The 22,857-nt window shown below is 34.2% G+C and carries 15 protein-coding genes and 1 tRNA gene; 9 read left to right on the top strand and 7 right to left on the bottom strand.

The annotated features are described in order from the left end of the window. The first annotated feature begins 88 nt into the window (after positions 1-88). Positions 89-1,510 carry a DUF1593 domain-containing protein gene (locus BM296_RS06280; protein ID WP_091902190.1) on the top strand — a complete coding sequence of 474 codons (1,422 nt, stop codon included), beginning with the start codon at positions 89-91 and terminating at the stop codon, positions 1,508-1,510. On the opposite strand, the gene BM296_RS06275 is transcribed toward BM296_RS06280, so the two are convergent. Next, positions 1,511-2,218 carry a LytR/AlgR family response regulator transcription factor gene (locus BM296_RS06275; RefSeq protein ID WP_091902188.1) on the bottom strand — a complete coding sequence of 236 codons (708 nt, stop codon included), beginning with the start codon at positions 2,216-2,218 and terminating at the stop codon, positions 1,511-1,513. Next, positions 2,215-2,991 carry a sensor histidine kinase gene (locus BM296_RS06270; RefSeq protein WP_245786972.1) on the bottom strand — a complete coding sequence of 259 codons (777 nt, stop codon included), beginning with the start codon at positions 2,989-2,991 and terminating at the stop codon, positions 2,215-2,217. The genes BM296_RS06275 and BM296_RS06270 overlap by 4 nt, the downstream gene beginning before the upstream one ends. 437 nt (positions 2,992-3,428) lie before the next feature. On the opposite strand from BM296_RS06270, the gene BM296_RS06265 reads away from it, so the two are divergent. Beyond that, on the top strand, positions 3,429-5,807 hold the full coding sequence (locus BM296_RS06265; protein ID WP_091902185.1) for an outer membrane beta-barrel family protein: 2,379 nt from the start codon (positions 3,429-3,431) through the stop codon (positions 5,805-5,807). Between the two features lie 130 nt (positions 5,808-5,937). Continuing rightward, a complete protein-coding gene (locus BM296_RS06260) occupies positions 5,938-6,186 on the top strand; it encodes a hypothetical protein (RefSeq protein WP_027065025.1) in 249 nt (82 codons plus the stop codon). A 72-nt stretch (positions 6,187-6,258) separates the two neighbouring features. Here the strand turns inward: BM296_RS06260 and BM296_RS06255 are convergent, their stop codons facing one another. The 3 genes from BM296_RS06255 to BM296_RS06245 form a co-directional block, all read right to left on the bottom strand. After that, positions 6,259-6,540: a DUF427 domain-containing protein gene (locus tag BM296_RS06255; protein ID WP_027065026.1), complete on the bottom strand. Its 282-nt coding sequence runs from the start codon at positions 6,538-6,540 to the stop codon at positions 6,259-6,261. A 20-nt stretch (positions 6,541-6,560) separates the two neighbouring features. Beyond that, on the bottom strand, positions 6,561-7,766 hold the full coding sequence (locus BM296_RS06250) for a bifunctional alpha/beta hydrolase/OsmC family protein (protein ID WP_091902183.1): 1,206 nt from the start codon (positions 7,764-7,766) through the stop codon (positions 6,561-6,563). A gap of 147 nt (positions 7,767-7,913) precedes the next feature. Then, positions 7,914-7,995 (bottom strand) — tRNA-Leu (locus tag BM296_RS06245). Between the two features lie 129 nt (positions 7,996-8,124). On the opposite strand from BM296_RS06245, the gene BM296_RS06240 reads away from it, so the two are divergent. After that, positions 8,125-9,516 carry a dipeptidase gene (locus BM296_RS06240; RefSeq protein ID WP_091902181.1) on the top strand — a complete coding sequence of 464 codons (1,392 nt, stop codon included), beginning with the start codon at positions 8,125-8,127 and terminating at the stop codon, positions 9,514-9,516. A gap of 108 nt (positions 9,517-9,624) precedes the next feature. Here the strand turns inward: BM296_RS06240 and BM296_RS06235 are convergent, their stop codons facing one another. After that, complete coding sequence (locus BM296_RS06235; RefSeq protein ID WP_027065050.1) at positions 9,625-10,203, bottom strand: PhnA domain-containing protein; 579 nt, start codon at positions 10,201-10,203, stop codon at positions 9,625-9,627. Positions 10,204-10,423: 220 nt separating this feature from the next. On the opposite strand from BM296_RS06235, the gene BM296_RS06230 reads away from it, so the two are divergent. The 5 genes from BM296_RS06230 to tamL all read left to right on the top strand — a co-directional run bounded on the left by BM296_RS06230 (position 10,424) and on the right by tamL (position 21,851). Further along, positions 10,424-10,789 (top strand): BlaI/MecI/CopY family transcriptional regulator, encoded by a 366-nt coding sequence (locus BM296_RS06230; protein WP_091902179.1) that lies wholly within the window; start codon positions 10,424-10,426, stop codon positions 10,787-10,789. 35 nt (positions 10,790-10,824) lie between these two features. Continuing rightward, entirely contained in the window at positions 10,825-12,795 is a 1,971-nt protein-coding gene (locus BM296_RS06225) for a M56 family metallopeptidase (protein ID WP_177214926.1), read from the top strand. 113 nt (positions 12,796-12,908) lie between these two features. Next, positions 12,909-14,012 carry a DUF4407 domain-containing protein gene (locus tag BM296_RS06220; RefSeq protein ID WP_091902177.1) on the top strand — a complete coding sequence of 368 codons (1,104 nt, stop codon included), beginning with the start codon at positions 12,909-12,911 and terminating at the stop codon, positions 14,010-14,012. Positions 14,013-14,530: 518 nt separating this feature from the next. Beyond that, the gene (locus tag BM296_RS06215) at positions 14,531-19,537 is read left to right on the top strand and encodes a translocation/assembly module TamB domain-containing protein (protein WP_091902175.1); all 5,007 of its coding nucleotides are present in this window, start codon (positions 14,531-14,533) and stop codon (positions 19,535-19,537) included. After that, complete coding sequence (gene tamL, locus BM296_RS06210; RefSeq protein WP_317041480.1) at positions 19,527-21,851, top strand: translocation and assembly module lipoprotein TamL; 2,325 nt, start codon at positions 19,527-19,529, stop codon at positions 21,849-21,851. Before BM296_RS06215 ends, tamL begins: the two co-directional genes overlap by 11 nt. Before the next feature lie 3 nt (positions 21,852-21,854). Here tamL and BM296_RS06205 read toward each other — a convergent pair whose 3' ends face one another. Then, the gene (locus BM296_RS06205; protein WP_091902174.1) at positions 21,855-22,856 is read right to left on the bottom strand and encodes a metal-dependent hydrolase; all 1,002 of its coding nucleotides are present in this window, start codon (positions 22,854-22,856) and stop codon (positions 21,855-21,857) included. Position 22,857: the final 1 nt, after the last annotated feature.

Below are 22,857 nucleotides of genomic sequence, written 5' to 3'. Positions count from 1 at the left end.
GCATGTCATATTTCTTGATTAATTTTTATAACAACTTAAAAGCATTTATAAGTTATTAATTAACTTGTGGTACACAACCTAAATACCAATGAAAAAATTTACATTACTCTGTTTAGCCCTATTAACAATTCAATCATCATTATCCCAAACAACTAAAAAAAATAGGGTAATTATACTTTCTGATATTGAAGCAGACCCAGATGACACACAATCATTTGTACGTTTATTTCTCTACGCAAATGAAATCGACATTAAAGGAATTGTCGCTACTACGTCTTGTTGGATGCAAACTACTATTAACCCAAATTCTATTGAAAAAATAGTTGATGCATATGGCAAAATACAACCTAACCTTCTTAAACATCAAAAAGATTATCCATCTGCAGAAGCTTTACGCTCAATTATTAAAGAAGGCTTACCAAAATATGGCATGACTGGAGTTGGAGATGGAATGGATTCTGAAGGTTCTGATTGGATAATAAGCGAGTTGGAAAAAGATGATGACCGCCCTCTTTGGATATCTGTTTGGGGCGGTGTAAACACCTTAGCACAATCCCTACATAAAATAAAAAACACAAAAAGCATAAAAGATGCTAAAAAGTTGATTTCTAAACTTAGAGTATATACTATTTCCGATCAAGATGATAGCGGATTATGGATTAGAAACAATTTTCCTGATGTTTTCTATATAGTATCCCCTGGTGATAATTATGAAGACGCTACGTGGACGGGAGTCAATACTTTTATAAAGGGTATAGATAACACAACCATTAGTAATGAATGGCTAGCAGATAACATTCAACAAAACCATGGTCCACTAGGTGCAATATACCCAGATGTTGCATGGGGCGTTGAAGGAGATACACCGGCATTTTTATCGTTGATACCAAATGGACTAAACGAATCTGAACATCCTAATTGGGGTTCATGGGGTGGGCGTTATGAGCTATACAAACCAGATTTTTCCAAAACAAAAAAAGGGAACTCCATAGTTGAGATTGGGGCTGAAAAACGGGCTATTTGGACTAATGCAATTGATAACTACACACCACACATACCATCTAAATATGGCAGATCCGTTAAACCTGATTCTACTTCATTTACAGGGTTCAAAGAAACACTTTGGCGCTGGAGAGATGATTTTAACAATGATTTTGCCGCTCGTATGGATTGGTGTACCATGAGCTTTGAAAATGCTAATCACCCTCCTGTACCTGTATTAAGTCATCCCCAAGAATTTGAAGTGAAATCTGGTCAAGCGTTCACTTTAGATGCATTAGACTCTACAGATCCAGATGGAGATAATTTGAGCTTTTTATGGTTTCACTATCCTGAAGAAAGCTCATATAAAGAAAAAATTAATCTAGGTGCCGACAATGTTCATATTGTTCATGCCACCGCACCTAAAGTAACAAAGAAAGAAACATTACATTTTATACTAAAAGTAACCGACAAAGGCTCTCCCGCACTATCTAGATATAAACGGGTTATAGTTACAGTTACCCCTTAATTATTTTATAATACTATTCATAAAATCCTCCTTATAAGCCCTACCTATAGGAAGAAGAATATTTTCTTCTAACTGTATTTGATTACCTGTTATCTTAAGGATTTTTGAAATATTTAATATGTACGATTTATGTATTCTTGAGAATTTTTGTGAATCCAAATATTCTTGCCAGTAACGTAATGTTTCTTGAGAGAGATGTCTCTGGTCTTTCGTATGAATTTCAGTATAATCTGCATCTGAACGAATGTAACAAATGTCATCTACTTCTATTTTGATGTGTTCATATCCAGATTTGATAAACACTACGTCTGTAAATTCATTATTCCCCACACCTTTATTCTTTTTAGAAAAGGCTGAAGTTTTAGTAGGCACCTTATGGACCGCTTGTACAAAACGTTCAAAGGAATATGGTTTAAGTAGGTAGTCTACCACATCATATTCATAACTCTCCAAAGCATAATCTGAAAATGCCGTAGTTAATATTATGCTAGGTTGGTGCTTTACAACTTTTAAAAAATCAATACCCGAAATTTTAGGTAAATGAATATCTAAAAAAATCAAATCTATGGTATTGGTCTTTAAAAAATCTATAGCTGACAGGGCATCGGCAAAAGTAGCTTTAAGCGCTAAGTTTCCAATATCAGAAATATATTTTTTCAACACTCTTTGTGCTGGTGGTTGGTCTTCTATAATAATGCACTTTATCATATGCTACCTTGTGTTAACATTAACTTCAAATGAACGTAGTATATATTTTGATCTTCATTAATGTACATTTTATGTGCATTGGGATATAAAAGTTGTAATCGTTTTTTTACGTTCTGCAGACCTATACCATGAGAAAGCTTATCTGTATTTGTAGTTTCTAAAAAGGAGTTTCTACATTCAAAATTTAAACATCCTTTATCATCTAATGAAATATTTACATCTATAAATATACCATCGGCCTGGCTAGCCGTACTATGCTTAAATGCATTTTCTATAAAAACAGATAAAATTAAAGGGGCAATTTCATAATTGTCTTTAATATGTTTTGTTTGAAAACTTACCTTACCTCTTTCTTCAATCTGTAATTCATTCAACTGGGTAAAATTTTTCAAATGTTCAATTTCCTTTCCCAGTCCAACAAATTTGGCCCTACAGTCATATAGCATATACCGCAAAACCGAAGATAGCTCAAGTATAATAGATGGTGTCTTAGGCGATTGTTCTATGGCATATGAATATAGATTATTCAGATTATTGAACAAAAAATGCGGGTTTATCTGGGACTTTAAAAATAACAATTCACTTTCTTTGACCGACGTCCTAAGCTCCTCCACTTCCAACTGTTTTATAGAGGCGTCCCATGCAAATTTAAATCCCACTAAAATCAAAATTACGGGCATTACATCTAATAGACTATAAACTACCCCGGGGAAAAATTTTGCCCTTGTATCTGGATAGTATATTTGTTCCAAAACAAGTTCTTCAAAAGCCATAATTATACTTACCAAAACAGCTACACAACAAAAGAAGAGAATGTATTTTTTTTGATAGAAGAATCGAGGTAACAACACATAATTTATCACAAGGGCACCCAAGGCATAGTTAAGAAAAGTCACGATTTTAAACCCTTGAATTTCAGGTTCATACCTATCAAAAGAAAAAAATAAAAATACCACAATATGCAATAGAATCTGAAAAAGAATTTCGTTTCTAGTTGTATTTTTAAAAAATGGGATAAAGGTCATCTTATAAAAATAACGTTTTACAGACATAAGCAATTCAACAAAACCGTCAACGACAATAAATTACTGGTAAACGCCATTTAATATGACGATGTCGTTTACACTATAACATTTGTCGTTTGCAGAATTTAGCTATTAAAACATAAAAGTAAAATGCATCTTTACATACAAACTCATCAACTTTTAATATGCATAATCAACTTACTTTATTAACATTATTGTTCGTTTCATTTATAGGCGTCAATACTTTAATAGCTCAAAATACAACAACTATTACCGGTAAAATAGTAGAAGCTAATGACGGTGGCCCTATTGAATTTGCAACGGTTTTAGTTGGGAATCCTACAGACCAAAAACCTATTGTAGGCACTACCACCCTACAAGATGGGAGCTTTGTGTTAGAAATCAATGCACAAGAATTTTATATTGAAGTCAGTTTTATAGGTTTCACTACCAAAAGGTTTGACAATCCTAAAATTGTAAACGGTAAAATTGATTTAGGTACGGTAGCTATTGCAGAAGATTCCCAGCAATTGGATGAAGTTGTAGTGCAAGGCGAAATTAGCCAGACCGTTTTTAAATTAGATAAGCGCGTTTTTAATGTAGGTGCAGACTTAAGTAGTACGGGTGCCAGCGCATTAGAAGTTTTGAACAATGTACCGTCAGTTAATGTAAATATTGAAGGACAAATAAGTTTACGAGGTAGCCAAGGTGTACAAATGCTTATAAATGGCAAGCCATCTGTAATAGCCAATGAGCAGGGAAATGCTTTGGGAACCTTAACGGCAGATATGATAGAGCGTATTGAGGTAATTACAAACCCATCTGCAAAATACGATGCAGAAGGTACTTCTGGCATCATCAATATAGTACTTAAAAAAGAAGAGAAAAAAGGGTTGAATGGTGCCGTAACTTTAAATACGGGCATACCTAACAATCATAGTATTGGTTTAAGTCTTAACCGAAGAACAGAAAAATTCAATCTATTTAGCCAGTTAGGTTTTGGTCGCAGAACGTTTCCTAGTGACGAGGAGACCGAAAATAGGAATCTTATAGATGACACTTATATTAGCAGCATTGGAAAAAATGATAAGAACGAAACGTTTTTCAATCTTATTCTAGGAACAGATTACCACATTAACGACCTCAACGTAATTACATTATCCGGAAATTTTGCATACGAATGGGAAAAAGAAAATGCTGATGCTATTTTTAATACATTAAATTCTAGCAACACATTAACAGATGCTTTTAGGCGTACAGAGTTGACTACGGCCACCAACCCTAAATACTCATACGAACTTCAATATAAAAAAGATTTTGAAGGCAATGATGAGCAGTCTTTATTATTAAGTGCTACTGGAAATCTTTTTGCAAAAGATCAAACATCAGATTTTACAAATACCACTACCATAGGTAATGAAGATGATATGATGCAACGTAGTAGAACAGATTTTAGCCAAGCAGAATATACGTTCAAGGCAGATTACACGCATCCTTTTTCAGAGAAATTTACTCTTGAAACGGGTGCTCAATATCAAATTAACGATGTAGAGAATGATTTTGCAATAAGTGATTTCAATGGTGGAAATTTCATTGAAAATCCTGATTTAACCAATGTTTTTGAATGGACTCAAAAAGTACTTGGTATTTATGGAACCACCGCATACGAAAGTGATAGATGGGGCTTAAAAGTAGGATTACGATTTGAAGACACTGATGTTGCTACGCTATTACAAAACACAAATGTCAGTAATGATAAAAAGTATAGTAATCTTTTTCCAAGTGGGCATACTTCCTATAAAGTTAACGATGACCTTTCGCTGCAAGCAGGCTATTCTAAACGTATATTCAGGCCGAGGCTCTGGGATTTAAATCCGTTTTACAACATTAGAAATAATTTCAGCATTAGTACGGGTAATGCAGATTTGCAAGCAGAATTCACAGATAGTTATGAGGTTACCAGTATCTATAAAATAGGCAAGGTTTCTATGAATCTTGGTGTCTTTTTTAGACATACAGAAGATGTTGTGGAACGTATTGTAGCGTTTGAAGACAATGTAAGTATATCTAGACCTGAAAATGTTGGTATTAACAATACAACCGGTATTGAATTTAATGCGAAATATATTCCTGCAAATTGGTTGTCTTTTACGAATGATTTTAACTACAGTCACTTTACCAGAGAAGGAGATTTTGAAGGGAATTCGTTTGATTTTAAAGGAGACCAGTGGTCCACAAGACTTACTAGCAAGTTTAAATTACCAGCCGATATTGATTTAGAATTTATTGGAAATTACCGCTCAGGGTATAGAACGTTACAACAAGAAATCACTGAAAACATATTTATGGATTTTGGGGCACGAAAGAAAATTTTTAAAGGAAAGGCAATAGTTAATTTAAGTGTTAGAGACGTTTTCGCTTCACGTATCAGCGAAAGTATTACCAGCCAACCAGAATACTATTTAAGAGATTTTAGTCAAAGAGGTCGCTTTGTAACCTTAGGTATTAGTTTTGGTTTTGGAAAAGGAGAAGCAATGGAGTTTTCAGGTCAAAAACACTTCTAGCCTCATAAAAAGATAAGTTTTTTAAATGCTATTTTTAAATAATCTAAATACATACTACTGTAAGACAAGTATTTAAATTGCTTCTAAGCACATGTGAATGTACTTTTAAGTGAATTTAAAATATAAGATTATGTCGATAAGATTAGGAAATAGTTGTGTTAATTGCGACAACTTGGTAGAAGGAAACACTTGTAAAGTTCATGGCGTAAAAGTTGGTAACAGTTATACGTGTGATAGTTTTGAAATGAAAGCCGCTTTAAAAGATGATACGAATTGTGTAACCTGTATTCGTTTCGAATCAAGCGATTGTGCTAATCCACAAAAAGCAGCACCAGGCATGTCATGCAGCCATTGGGCACCACAAAATGCTACTGCATAGCAATTAACTTATGTAATTAAATAGAAAAAGGTCAGCTATTAGCTGACCTTTTTCTATTCCAAATATTCACTTTTATTTTACTTCAACACCTTTCCAAAAGGCGACATAACCTTTAATGCCTTTTGCAAGTTCTGATATTTCTGGGTAATACCAAGCAGCATCATTATTCACTTTACCATTTACCTCTAAATCATAATAAGAAGCTATACCCTTCCATGCACAAATGGTCTGTGTCTTCGTGCCTTTAAAATATTCCTTCTTTATATCCTTAGGTGGAAAATAATGATTTCCTTCTATTACAACAGTTTCATCACTTTCTGCTATAACGACATCGTTCCAAATTGCTTTTACCATTTTTTAAATATTTATTTCTCTTAAACTAATTCAGTTACAATGACAGCTTCCGACTCAAGTGTTTTATGAACAGGGCATTTATCGGCGATTTCTAATAATCTCTTTCTTTGTTTATCGTCTAAATTACCAAATAATTCAATTTTCCTTTTAAAGGTATCAATTTTTTTAACCGCTGATGTGTTCTCAGAATCAGGTGCATGTTCTTTACCGTGATCCACATGGACAATGACTTTCTGCAAATCCCATTTTTTTCTAGTTGCATACATCCTTAATGTCATTGCGGTGCAAGCCCCTAAACCAGATGATACATATTCATATGGAGAAGGTCCAAAATCATTTCCCCCGAAACTTACAGGCTCATCAGCTATCAGTAAATGCTTACCAGACACTATTTCAGATGTAAAACCTTCATTACCGATACTTACTGCTACTTGGTGTGCAGTTTTCAATTCTTGTCTTTTCGGAATATCTAAATATCGTGCTGCCCAACCAGCTATTACATTACCCACATACGTAGAATCTTCGTTATTCGTTAATAAATGATCTGCTTTATCTATGGATACAAAACTTTTTGGATGGTGCGCATAATGATATAATTCTTGTGCATTCTGAATACCCACTACGGTATCTTGTGGCGAATGAATGACCAAAAATGGTTTTCTCATATTTTTGAGAACATTTTGCATAGGTTTAGACTCTATATCATCAATAAAATCCTTTTTAATCGTAAAATCTCTTCCACCAATATTTACCTTAGCTTTACCGGTAGCATTTATTTCTGCCACATTTGATTTAAACAAATGTTGTACATGAGCTGGTGAAGATGGTGCCCCAACTGTTGCGACAGCTAAAACAGACTCTAATTCTGAAGCTGCAAAAATTACCGCTGCGCCACCTAAAGAATGCCCTACCAATAATGAAGGAGCTTTATAATTAGCCTCTAAAAAATTAGCGGCATCTATTAAATCCGTAACATTAGAAGAGAAATTAGTTTCTTCAAAATCACCTTCGCTTTCACCAAGTCCCGTAAAATCGAATCTAAGTACTGCAATACCTTTATTTACAAGAGCCCTAGAAATATTTCTAACAGCAGAAAAATTCTTATTACATGTAAAGCAATGGGCAAAAATGGCATAACTATGCGCTGCTTGATTGTTGGGCAACTCTAATCTTGCCGCCAATTGTTTTCCTGGAGAATTTGTAAACGATACTTTTTCAAAACCCATATGTAGTGTTTTCTATACTGTTAATGTAATTATAGTATTAGAAGTAAATAATACTTAAAACTTACAGTAAGGAAAATATGATTTGTTATGGGCAAATAGAAATTAAAAATAAAAAAAGCCCTTCATTTCTGAAGAGCTTTATCGTTGTACAGGCGGAGAGACTCGAACTCTCACACCTTGCGGCACTAGATCCTAAGTCTAGCGTGTCTACCAATTCCACCACGCCTGCATACTTTCCTAAATCACTAAATAGTGATTATCGGGGTGCAAATATAACGCAAAAAATCAATTCTCTAAATTTTAGCTATTTAAAAATTACGCTTTTTGTACTTTTATCAAAAGTCACATAAAATAGTACATGGAAAACGTAAAGAATTATCTATCGGAAAACAAGGACCGATTTTTAAATGAAATCATTGAACTACTTAAGATTCAGTCTGTTAGCGCAGATTCTGCTTTTTCTCAAGATGTTTTAGATACTGCAGATACAGTAAAAATGAGATTAGAGGAGGCAGGTTGCGATATTGTTGAAATTCATGAAACTGCAGGATATCCAATTGTATATGGTGAAAAAATCATAAATCCTGATTTACCTACCGTTTTAGTATATGGTCATTATGACGTGCAACCGGCAGATCCAATTAACTTATGGCACTCACCACCATTTGAACCGGTAATCAAAAAAACGGAAAAGCATCCTGAAGGCGCAATTTTTGCACGTGGCGCTTGTGATGATAAGGGACAAATGTACATGCACGTAAAGGCATTAGAGTTGATGGTAAATACCAATCAATTACCATGTAACGTAAAATTTATGATCGAAGGTGAAGAAGAAGTTGGTAGTAATAACTTAGCTATTTACGTTGCTGAAAATAAAGAAAAGCTAGCAAATGATATTATTTTAATATCCGATACTGGCATGATCGCAAATGATGTACCCTCAATTACAACAGGTTTACGTGGGTTAAGCTATGTTGAGGTAGAAGTTACCGGACCTAACCGTGATTTACATTCCGGATTATACGGTGGTGCGGTTGCTAACCCGATAAATATTTTAACCAAAATGATTGCTAGTCTACACGACGAAAACAATCATATTACAATTCCTGGTTTTTATGATAAGGTAGAAGAGCTTTCAAGCGAGGAAAGGGCAGAAATGGCAAAAGCACCTTTTAGTATTGAAAAATATCAAAATGCGTTAGATATAGAATCTGTGTATGGTGAAAAAGGGTATTCTACAAATGAGAGAAACTCTATTAGACCAACATTAGATGTTAATGGTATTTGGGGCGGGTATACTGGCGAAGGTGCTAAAACAGTTATTGCAAGCAAAGCATTTGCTAAAATATCTATGCGTTTGGTTCCAAATCAAGATTGGAGAGAGATTACAGAATTGTTCAAAACTCATTTTGAGTCTATTGCCCCTAAAGGTATAAAAGTAGTAGTGAAACCCCATCATGGCGGACAAGGATATGTTACCCCTATTGACACCATTGCCTACCAAGCGGCTTCAAAAGCTTATGAAAACACGTTTGGCAAAAAACCAATTCCACAACGCAGTGGTGGTAGTATACCCATAGTTTCTTTATTTGAAAAGGAATTAGGCAGTAAAACTATTTTAATGGGCTTTGGTCTAGATAGTGATGCCATACACTCCCCTAACGAACATTTTGGGGTATGGAATTACTTTAAAGGAATTGAAACCATTCCTTACTTCTATGAATATTTCACTGAAATGTCCAAGAAATAGTTGACAGTAAATTAAAAAATAAACGTCTTTGCGAGCAAAGACGTTTATTTTATTGTAGCAGTATCTTTTGTTGATGATATATTAATTCTAAGAATTAACTACCAACAACTATATTTTCTTAACGTACTTAGTAATTATAACCGTCATTGTTGGTCCTACTTTACCTTCAATATATTCTGCATTTTCACGGTCTAAAGAAATTCTACGTACTGCAGTACCTTGTTTGGCAACTTGGCTAGATCCTTTTATTTTCAAATCTTTTACCAAAACAACGCTATCACCATTTTCTAGAATTACGCCATTTACATCTCTATGAATTATCTTATCTGCTTCTGCTAAACCTTCTCCTGTTGCTTTTGCCCAAACTAAAGCCTCAGGCTCTAGATAGATCATATCTAATAAATCTTTAGGCCAACCTTCAGATTTTAATCTAGATAACATTCTCCACGCAACTACTTTTACAGAATCATATTCGCTCCACATACTATCATTAAGACATCGCCAGTGGTTGGCATCCATTTGCTCCGGATCTTCTATTTGAGTACGACAAGTCTCACATGCCAAAATACTTGAATCTACTCCACTAATAGAAACTGGCTCCACTTCAAAAACTTCTAAATTATTGGTACCTGTACAAAGCTCACATGTGGAACCGCTACGTGCTTCCAAATCATCTTTTACACTCATTATTGGTTGTTTTAGGTTTCAAATTTACATCTTTTTCATGGGGCGTTAGGGTCTTTCCCCAAAGAATTGGGGTCGGGCTATACATTACAAGTACGCTTCGCAAAAAGCGAATGCGGGCTTTTCACTACTATCCCTAAGGCAAAATTAATTCAATCTCTACACTTGTAGAATTAAAATATTTATTCTATGTTTGTAGAACACGCTCTAAATTTATAGAAAAATGCAATTATCCAAATCGGAAGAAGAATTAATGAATATTCTCTGGAAACAGAAGAAAGCATTTATGAAAGATTTGTTGGATGCTTATCCAGAACCAAAACCGGCAACAACAACCGTTGCTACGCTTTTGAAAAGAATGACCGATAAAAAGTTCATTGATTACAAGAGCTTTGGCAGAAGTAGAGAATACTTTCCATTAGTAAAAAAGAAGGACTATTTCTCTAAACATGTTAACGGATTAATTAAGAATTTTTTCAACGATAGTGCCAGTCAGTTCGCATCTTTTTTTACCCAAGAAACTGATTTAAGCAAAGCAGAATTGGAAGAATTAAAAAAATTAATAGATAATGAAATCTTAAAAAAATAAGCATGATTATCTTCCTATTAAAATCTACCGCCTGTATGGCAATCTTTCTAACTTTCTACAAGGTATTGTTAGAAAACGAAAGCATGCATCAGTTTAAACGTTTTTTTTTAATAGCAACATTGGTTTCCTCATTCATAATACCTAGCATAGTTTTTACCGAATATATTGAGATAGAACCTAGCGATGTTTCTACCCAAGTATTAGCTATAGAACAGAATATTGAGAATCAAAACATAGCTAAAGAAGTTGCGCAATCACCTTTGAATTGGTCATTAGTTTTTTGGACAATTTATGGAATTGGCGTTGTTGGTTTCGGGTTTAGATTCATTCGCCATCTCATACAGTTATGGTCTCGTATACGCAACAACCCAAAACTGAAGCAAAATTCTATTACAAACGTATTACTAAAACAGCAACTTCCACCTCATACCTTTTTCAATTTCATCTTTCTGAATAAACACAAGTTTGAAACCAAAAGCATTCCCAATTCTGTACTACTTCATGAGGAAACACACGCCTTACAAAAACACAGTTTAGATGTATTGCTAATAGAGTTTTTACAAGTGTTATTCTGGTTTAACCCTGTATTATATTTTTTTAAAAAGAGTATAAAACTAAATCATGAATTTCTAGCCGATAGCGCTGTACTTAAAAATCACGAGGACCAATTAAATTATCAACACACCTTACTGTCGTACTTATCAAACGGCAGCTATAATGTTCATCAATCAGTTGGCATTGCAAATGCCATTAATTATTCATCAATCAAAAAACGATTTATCATCATGAAAAAACAAACATCGAAAAAGGGCTTTCTAATAAGAAGTTTATTATTGTTACCCCTATTAGCAATCATGCTTTACGGATTTAGTCAAAAAAATATAATAGCTCACAAAACAATTAAGGATATAAACATAGAAATCACTGAAACAGGAAATTTACTAGTCAATGATCATCCTGTATTATTAGAGAATTTGTCAAAGGAGATTTTTAAAATAAACAAAAACTTAGAACCTTATATCATTAGGAATTACCTAACTGCCAATATTCTTTATGATGAAAATCAGTATAAGCTAATTGAACGGGTTCAATCAGAAATTCAATATACTGGTATTACTAAAATAGAACATTTTAGCAATAAAACATCGAGTATAAACGGACATAAACCAAGTGTATATAATGGTAAAACAGTAGAAGAGGCAAAAGTAATTCGTAGGAAAAATGTATTCAAAGAATTTGAACTAGATATTTATAACGAGCCACTACTAGAAATTGCATGGTTAGAAATTAAAAATGAAAACGAGATATGGTTTAATGATGAACTAATTCAATTTGCTGAACTTTCAGAAAAATTAAATTCAAAATATACAGCTGCCATAAATCAAAAAAAATTAGGAGTTCAGATTTACACAAAAGAGATTTTAGATTCAGTTTTAATAGACAGCATATCAAAGGAACTTAGGAAGCTAGGAACTAAAAGCATTACAGTTTTTAACGAGAAAAAAGAATATCAAGAAACTGCTACAAAAACGCAAATGGCAGACTATAATATCTTAGCAAAAAAATACAATACCATGATATCAAAAGGCGGTAATATTCGTATCATGAAATCTGATGTTGATAAGCTAACTAATATCTATGAAATAATGTCTGATGAGCAAAAGATATCAGCGCAACCTTTTCCTGATTTCCCTGAGCCTCCACCAGCACCAAATGCACCTTTGGTTCATAGAGGGGAAAAAAGTGATATCCCTCCACCACCAAGTCCTAATGTCAAAAAAGAAGAAATAAGCAATATTCCACCACCTCCTACTCCGCCTTCCCCGTTAGACTATGCTATTGATATGGCGAAAAAAGGAGCAACGTTCTTCTACGAAGGCAAAGAAGTCTCGTCTGATAAAGCCATTGACCTGCTAAAGAAAAACAAGGAGTTAAATATGGAATCTATAGCGAAAAATGGCAAAGCAGAAGTAAGAATTACCAAAGAACCTGTAACAATCAAATAACTACAACGTCAAACATATGTTAAAGCCCTCTTTTCGAGGGCTTTTTGCGTACCAAAAATGGAATAGTTACGTTCATCCAGTAGACATCATCATCAATCAAAAAACAAATTAAAATGCTACAAAAATTTTTTATTATCTGCTCAGGTGCGGATGCAGAACTATTAAACACCTGCTCTAAAGGAGAACAAAACAAATATGCAGGTATAGGCGCTACCGTATTCTTTACAGCTGTTATGGCATTTATTGCAAGTAGTTATGCCCTATTTACCGTCTTTGACAATGTATATGCCGCTGTATTTTTTGGGATCATTTGGGGACTTCTAATTTTTAACTTAGATCGTTTTATCGTTTCAACCATTAAAAAACGAGATAATATTGGTCAAGAATTTTTACAGGCTACACCCCGTATTATTCTAGCGGTAATCATTGCAATCGTTATATCGAAACCTTTGGAAATGAAAATTTTCGAGAAAGAAATCAATCAAGTCTTATTGGAGCAAAAAAATGAGCTTACGTTGGCGAACAAAGATCAGTTAGCCTTGCAATACACTCCAAAAATTGAGCAATTAAATCAAGACATAGCTCTTTTAAAAGCAGAAGTCCTTACCAAAGAAGCAGAGACCAATGCAATGTATGATATTTATATAAATGAAGCAGAAGGAACCGCAGGTACTAAATTATTAGGCAAAGGTCCTGTATATGCTGAGAAACGAGAAAAACATGATGCTGCACTTGCTGAACTACAGGAATTAAAAATAGCAACTTCCGATAAAATAACAGGCTTAGAATCTCAAATTGCCACATTAGATATTGAATATGCAGAAGTAGTCAAAAATTCACAACCAATTATAGATGGTTTTGATGGTCTAATGGCAAGAATTACCGCTTTAGACGAATTGCCATGGCTACCATCATTCTTTATTTTTCTTTTGTTCTTAGCAATTGAAACTTCTCCTATAATTGCCAAATTATTAGCACCTAAAGGTGAATATGATATTAAATTAGAAGAGGAAGAAAGCGTTCTTTCTACTTGGGTCGAACAAAAACTGGCCCAACGAAAACTCATCGCTTCAACTGATAGTGAAATAAATCAGAAAATATATGAAGATCTAAAGGGAGAAGAAGAACTTTACGGATACAAAAAGAAAAAAGCAGAAGAGTTGCTACGTTTACAAGCAGACAGTTTTCATAACATTCAAACAAAAGGCTTAAAATAAAAAAGACCAATATTTCTACTGGCCTTCTTCGGTTTGGGGGAACTACCTGAACAACTATTAAAATTTTTATGGGCTTAGCCTCTAGAATTAATTTTGAACTAGTAACACTAAACTTATTCGTCAATCATTAATTACACTTCAAAGATATTGCGCACGTGACTTTAAAATTTGTCGCTTTAGACTAAGTCAAATTAAGTATAGACGAATGAACAATAAGTATCGATGAATCATTTCATCTGTAGGTATTTGTTCGATATTAGATTAGTACGCTACATTCATAATGTTGAATACCGATAATCTTCGTTGCAAATAAGCTAATTTTATATATTGGTAGACTTAACTTTGCATTTTATGGCATCACTTAAAGAAACCAAGAAAAAGAAGAGAAGGTTCTATAACCTTATGATAATAATAGTACTACTAATTATAATCGTTACAGGTTTTATGGCACAACTAGGTTCATAGAATATCATAGTTGAAAATTGAATGATAGAATTCAATCCTTTAGTGTTTACCATATGACCGAAAAGAATCAAAAAATTAAAAAATATATAAAACTCTTAGGAAAAATAATTCTCGGAGTATTACTTCTATTTTTTATTTTGGTTTTGGTTGTAAGAACTCCTTGGGCTCAAAATTTAATCGTATCCAAAGTCACTTCTTACATTTCTGATAAAACGAATACGAAGGTGGAAGTTGGTACTATATACCTTACGTTCTCTGGTGATATACAAGCAGAAAACATCTACCTTGAAGATACCAAAGGTGACACGCTTTTCTATTCAAAATCCCTTCAAGCAGACATTCCGTTATACCCTGTAATTTTTAAAAATGAACTTTCAATTGACGGTGTTGTTTCTGAAGGTGTAGTGGCAAACATCAGTAGAGGTAACAATCCAGAAGAGTTCAACTTCATTTTTCTTTTAGACGCTTTAACAACACCAACCGATACTACTGCCACCGCAGCAGAACCTATGAATATTTCTGTAGGTAGTTTAGATTTAACCGATTGGAAACTAGATTATACTGACGCCTATTTAGGAACTAATATTGGACTTGTCTTGGGAGATCTAGCGTTAGATGTTACTAAATTTGACCTAGATGCAATGAAGTTCGCATTGGATGATTTAGCTATAAATAATACTAAATTCACTTACCTACAATCTCATCCTTTTCCAGTAACTGAAGATACCGCTACTAGCAAACTACCATTTATAACTGTTGATGAATTTAATCTCAATGATTTAAATATCATTTATAACAGTAAACCAGATGGGATAAATACAAACATGAATCTTGGAACTGTTGAATTAACAGAAATACTGGCAGATGTTTCTAAAAACAGATACGAGACAAATGACCTTATCTTTCAAAATTCACTGATACATCTTCAGTTGACCAACGCTGAGTCTGAAGATACCGTTACCACTAAAAATAAAGAATTTAAATGGCCAGAATTTATAATTGCCGCAAATAATATAGACTTAGCAGAAAACACAATTAGCTACACTTTAAATAATCAAAAGCAAGATGTAAACGCTTTTAACCCAAACGCATTTAAAATTCAACAGTTTCAACTTCTAGCTAAAAATCTTAAATACGAACCTGAAAAGGTTAATTTAAGTGTTACTAAATTCTCGTTTTCAGAACCAAGTGGAATACGTTTGGACCAATTAGCATTTAAAGCCGGACTAACAGATACGGATGCCTCTCTTTCAAATATGGTATTTCAAATGAATAAAAGTTCTGCTAAGGCAGACCTAAACATCAATTTCAATTCATTGAACGAAGCGATAAGAAGTCCTGAAAAAACCACTTTATCAGCCTCCATCTCAGACCTTATTTTAGAGATAGAAGATGTTCAGAAATTATCATCAACCTTAGTACAAAACCAGTACTTAGATTCGCTTTCAATACACCCAATAATTGGAAGTTTAAATGCGCAAGGAAGTTTAAAAGAAGTAAACGATTTTAATACCCAATTACAATGGGGACCTGAAACTTTAATAGCCGCAAATGGTAGTATTAGAAATCTTACCGATACAGATTCCCTTTCATACGATTTGAACAATATTAGCTTCAAAAGCACTAAAAAAGCTGTTGATAAAATAATATCATCTAAAGAATTAAGTATTTCCATTCCTGAAACCATCAACATGGAAGGAAGTTTATCTGGCGGACTTACTTGGGTGAGACCTAATCTTAATATCAAAATTCCGGAAGGATCAGCACAAATTAATGCACTTGTAAATTATGGAGAAAACATAAAATTCAATGGTGCTATTTCTTTAGACAGTCTTCAATTAGGGAAACTTTTACATAACGAACAATTAGGGAAATTATCTCTTAAAATAAACGGCAAAGGATCAGGTTCTGAATTAAACAATTTCAATGCGGATATAGATGGCAGTATTTCTCAAATTCAATATGGCGGTTATGCTTATAATGAGATAGCCATTACAGGAAAACTTAAAGATGGTAGTGGTACAATTACAGCAAACATAGATGACCCTAATTTGAATATGAAGGTCAATTCTAACCTTGTGCTTTCATCGCAAGTGAACGATATTATTTTTTCTTCAAATATTATAGGTGCAGATTTACAAAAACTAGGACTTACAAAAAACAATATTAAAATTGCTGCCAATATCAATGGAAATTATACTGGCACGCCATCTAATTTTACAGTAAACGCAAATATTGAAGATGGTATAGCCATTGCCGACAATGAACAATACCAAGTATCTTCCATTGTATTAAAAGCCCATATAGAGGACTCTATTACCGATGTCACCATCAACAGTAATTTTTTAACTGGTCAATTAGCATCTAACGCCTCTCCAAACCGAATTACAAATGCACTAAAAAGACAAATAGAACATTACTTCTCTACAGAAGATTCTACTTTTGAATCTGATGAAAACATTGAAGCTAAGCTAGCGCTTGCCGTTATACCTACTCCTGTTTTATCTAAGGTATTTTTTGACGGAGTAGAAGATTTAGATTCCTTGAACATAGATGCAAGTTTCAACTCAAGAAAACGTAAAATTTCTGCCGAAATTAAAGTACCACATATAGCGTACGCTGGTAGTTCGGTTGATAGTTTAAATGCTTTTGTAAAAGGCGATTCATTAGACCTAAAGTTCTCTGCGGGTCTAGCAGATTTAATTTATGATCCAATTAACCTAAAGCAAACCTATGTAACTGGCAGTCTTAAAAACAAAGAGTTGCTGTTAGATTTTACTTCTAAAAATGACACGGTTCAAATAATGAAAATTAAATCTTCACTGGTTTTTCAAAAAGATACATTAAAGCTTCATATTAATCCCGATGACTTGATCTTAAATAAAAAGCAATGGGAGATTCCTGAGGATAATAGCATCGTTATAGCCGAATCCTTTTCAGATTTTAAAAATGTAATCTTGAGTAGAAATTCCCAGAAAATGGAAATCTCCAATAAGGTTCCAAAAATGCAAACAGAACATATTGGCATTTTATTTGAGAACTTTCAACTACAAACCTTTCTAAGTTTTTTTAATCCTGATGAGGCATTGGCAAAAGGAAAAGTGGAAGGAGACTTTGTTATCCTAAACCCTTATTCCGCATCTGGTCTAGTAGCAAATATGGACATTAAAGATTTTCAGGTAATGCAAAGTCCGTTAGGTACTTTAACGTTAGATGCATCTTCTAAATCATTATCAGACTATGATTTTGATTTAGCATTAAAAGATGGAGGTGCTGAGCTTACATTAACAGGAGATTATACCGCTAAAGAAAATAGGGCAGATTTAAATATGGAGCTCGACATTCAAAAACTAGAAGCCAATATTATACAAGGTTTTTCTAATAAACAATTAACCGATGCCAAAGGTTATTTAGATGGTAGCTTGCTAGTAAATGGTACTCTTGCTGAACCTAAGTATTCCGGAAGAATAAATTTCAACGATTTTGGTCTCACACTGGCAGCATATAAATCTGCATTATCCATAGACAATCAATTCATAGATATAGACCAAGACAAAACTACGTTCAACTCATTTACTATAAATGATATTAACCAAGGAGAACTAACTGTAGACGGAAATGTAATTACAAAGAGTTTTAATAATCCCGGTTTTGATCTTTCCGTTAAAACGGATCAATTTAGAATATTAAATTCCAAAAAAGGAGATGATGAACTCGTATACGGAATTGCAAGTATTAAGGCAGATTTAACTGTAAAAGGAAATTTAGAATTACCTATTATAGATGGAAAAATACGTGTACGTGATATTACAGACCTTACCTATGTTGTTCCTCAAGACCAATTAAACATTCAAGAGCGAGATGGAGTTGTAATTTTTGTAAACCGTGAAAATCCTGAAGCCATACTCACCCGTAACGATGGCGAAAAATCGAATTCCTTTTTTGCTGGAATGGATATAAACACGATACTAGAAATAGGAAATGAGGCGAAGTTTACAGTAGTACTTGATGAAAAAACACAAGATAAGTTACAGGCGTCTGGTGCTGCAACGCTTAATTTAAATATAGACCCTAATCAAGACATTAGATTATCGGGGAGATTGGAATTAAACTCAGGATTCTACAGAACTAGTTTGTACAATTTGGTAAGTAGAGAATTTAAATTACAAAAAGGCAGTAGTATAATTTGGAGCGGTGATCCCTATGACGCTAAAATGGATGTTACGGCCATCTATGAAATTGAAACCTCGGCTTCTTCATTAATGTCATCTATAAGTTACGGGCAAGATAGTAACGTATCTGGATCGTACCAGCAAGCCACAGATTTTTTGGTTTATTTGAATATTGACGGGCAGCTAACACAACCAGAAATATCCTTCGCCTTAGATATGCCAGAAAGTGCCCAAGGTAGTTTTGGAGGTGCCGTCTATGGGCGTATTCAGCAATTAAATGAGCAAGAATCCGAATTGAACAAACAGATATTCTCATTATTGGCTCTTAATAGGTTTTACCCAACAACGGGTAGTGATGGTAGTAGTGGCGGTGCAATTTCTATTGCCAGAAACAATGTAAACAAGGTTCTTTCTAATGAGTTGAATACAATTTCTGACAAATTACTGGGCAAAACAGGTTTTAAGCTAGGTTTTGATTTAGATAGTTTTGAAGATTATGAAAGTGGAAGTGCCCAAAACCGGACACAGTTAAACATTAATGCCAGTAAAAAGCTTTTTAACGACAGATTAATTGTGACTGCCGGTAGTGCAGTAGATGTAGAAGGCAGTGCTTCATCAAGTGAAACCGAAACTCCAATTATAGGTAATGTAACTTTAGAATATCTGTTAAGCGAAGAGGGTACGTATAGACTTAAGGGCTTTAGAAGACAAGAATATCAAAATATAATAGACGGGCAGCTTATTGTTACTGGTGTAGCCTTTATTTTTGATCGTGAGTTCAATAAATTTAGTCAGTTATTTAGTCCCATTAAAAAAGAAAATACCGAAGATAAACCTTCAAAAAAAGATTTGAAGAAAAAAGAAGAACAGGAGAACCTTGAAAAATAATAATCTTACATATAAAACCTTATTCTGCTTGGTATTCTTGATGGCTTACTCCTGCGGTATTGAAAAATATATTCCTGAGGGTGAACAATTATATACTGGTGCGGCCCTTGATATTAAAACAGAGAGCAATATAAAAGATGAGAAAGAGGTAGAAGCAGAATTACTAAGTCTTATTGAACCCAACCCTAACACCACATTTTTAGGAATGAAGCCTGCCCTATTTTTTCATTACAAGGCTCAACGAGAAAAACCAGGGTTCCTTTATAAATTTTTGAATAAATCTTTTGGAGAAGAACCTGTCTATTTTTCAGATGTAAACCCAGAGCGTGTAGAAGAATTAATATTAAATAGGTTAGATAATAACGGATTTCTCTATAGTCAATCAGAATCTGAAACGATAATTGACGGTAATTTTGCTTCGGTTAATTATTCTGCAAGTTTACCTGAGCCATATGTTCTAGAAAATTACAATCTAGAATCTGACTCTTTGCCTATCTACAAAGAAATTGAGAAAATGCTACCCGAAACAACTCTTACAAAAGGAGACCGATTTGATTTAGATTTACTAAAAGCAGAAAGAGCACTATTAAACAACGGACTTAAACAACGAGGATTTTATAATAGTCAAGAAGACCTTTTAATTTTTGAAGCAGACACAAATCAATACAAGAATAGAAAGTTCGATCTTTTTCTAAGACTTAAAAAAGATGTCCCCGCACGCGCTTCTATCCCCTACACTATTGACTCCATAACAGTTTACCCTAATTATTCTATTGAAGGAGATACGTTGCCCTTGACAAAAGAGAATGTTACGCAGGTAGACAGTATAGATTTTGTACAGAAAGAACTGTATTTTAAACCAGAACTACTAGAATCTTACTTGCTCTTCAATGAAGGTGATTTGTACGATGCCAATACCTCAAAACAAACGAGTAACAGATTGTCTGCATTAGGCAGTTATAAGTATGTAAACATACAATACACTGAGTTGGACACTACTGCAACAGACGGTAATGGCGGTTCTTTAGCTGCGAGTATATATTTAGCGCCATTAACCAAACGCTCTATTAGAGCGGAGCTACAAGCTGTATCTAAATCTAATGGTTTTACCGGTCCTGGTATTCTATTGAGCCATACAAATAGAAATGTGTTTAATGGCGGGGAAACATTCAGTATCTCAGCCAATTTCAGTTACGAATCGCAACTATCCAGTGGTAGCAATTCTAGCCTAAGTAGTATTGCTGGTGGTGTAAGCGCAGATTTAGTTATACCCAGGTCCATACCATTTTCACCTATTAGGTTTAAATATGCTGTACCTAAAACTAAAATTTCATTAGGAGTAGATTTTTTACAACGTAGCCAACTGTTTACATTAGGTTCGGTTAACGCTTCATTTGGGTACACTTGGAAAGAAAATCAATACGTATATCATACACTAGACCCTATTAGCATTAATTATTCGAAATTGTCTAATGTCACAGATGAATTTCAAACCATACTTGATGACAATCCGTTTTTAAGTCAAAGTTTTGAGCAACGATTTATTGCCGGTCTGTTATATAGTTTCACCTATGATGAAGTCTCTAATCTTGGAAAAGAAACCCCAATCTATTTTAATACAAATTTTGATTTAGCAGGAAACATGTTAAATCTTGTTAGTGGTGGATCCGGTACTATTTTCGGTTCAGAATATGCCCAATATGCAAAAGTAGATGCCGACGTTCGCCTATACTTACGATGGAAAAAAGAACAAACTTTAGTTTCTCGCGTTTATGCAGGTTGGGGAGTACCTTATGGCAATAGTACCACTTTACCGTTTGTAAAGCAGTTTTATTCTGGGGGTCCGTATAGTGTTCGTGCATTTAACATACGCTCATTAGGACCCGGTAATTTCAACGCAGAAACCGAAAACTCCACTACAGACTATTTTGACCAATCTGGTAATTTAAAACTAGAAGCTAATGTGGAATATCGTTTTCCTTTATTCTCTTATTTAAAAGGAGCCTTTTTTATTGATGCAGGTAATGTATGGTTAACAGGTGATTATTCTGAGATTGAAGATGATCAATTGACGAGTAGTTTTTCTCAAACATTGTTTACCGACGGTAAATTTGAAAAAGATTGGTTAACAGAAGTTGCGGCAGGTGTTGGTTTCGGACTTCGATTGGATATTCAAAGTTTTGTGATTCGGTTAGATTTGGCATCGCCACTTCGCATTCCCTATTTACCAGAAAATGAGCGTTGGAATACTCCATTTTTTGGGAATGCAGATAACAACATGACCTTAAATTTCGCTATTGGTTATCCGTTTTAAAATTTAATTACCCCACATTCTCTTCCATAGGGCAGCCATTAAACGTTTGGCGTCTCTTTTGAACTTCGGTCTTTCTTCTACAATTAAATCATCACCATCAGGTATTAATTTATAACTGAATGCAAATTGGTTTTCATTTTCGTCTAAACTAATGAGTCCGAATCTTAGGTCGTTAAAATACAGGTGCCCGTCATTTTCGGTAATCGTATACCAGCCTTCGGTTATTTTTATAAGTCGCTCTATTTTATCGTTACTAGACCATTTACCTAGTAATTCATGATTTTTAGGATACGATGTAAACGAGATAGGCTGTGTATCGAAAAAGGAATAGTCGCCCATTAAGTACGCATCATCCGTTTCTATATTAGCCATCCAAAGGACTGTATTCAAAGGTGCTGGACGCGTATTTATTTCTCGATAAGATATGTTCTGAGTTTCAAGCCCTTGCTCAAATTTTTGAAAAGCTACTCCTTTTAAAACCAAAGTCAATATTAAATACGAAGTACTAATTAATAGTCCAAGTTTTATATACTTATTGCGCTTATCAGAAGTCCGTTTTTGAAACATCGCCAATATAACAAATACGATGAATGGCACCGTATAAAGTGGATCTATTACAAAAACACTTTGAAATGCTAAACGGGTTTTAAAAGGCCAAAACAATTGGGTTCCCCATGTAGTAAAAGCATCTAAAACCGGGTGCGTAAATAGCCCCCAGAACATGAGCCATGACCACTCTTTCCAAGTAGCGGATTCTTTTTTATTAATTTTCCACACCAACCAACCGAATATGGGTGCAAACACTATTGAAAAGAAAATGGAGTGACTTACTCCTCTATGCCATTCGGTAGCTGTAACCGTATCTAAAAAATACCGCGTAATTACATCTAAATCGGGTATCGTACCTGCAATAGCCCCATAAAGCATGGCCTTGTTCCCTACTTTCTTACCAAGTACCGCTTCCCCAACGGCTGCGCCAAGAACAATTTGTGTTAATGAATCCATT

Source organism: Maribacter stanieri, assembly GCF_900112245.1.
Lineage (GTDB): Bacteria > Bacteroidota > Bacteroidia > Flavobacteriales > Flavobacteriaceae > Maribacter > Maribacter stanieri.
Note: the sequence above shows the minus strand (reverse complement) of the source record. Positions and strands in the feature narration are given on the sequence as shown.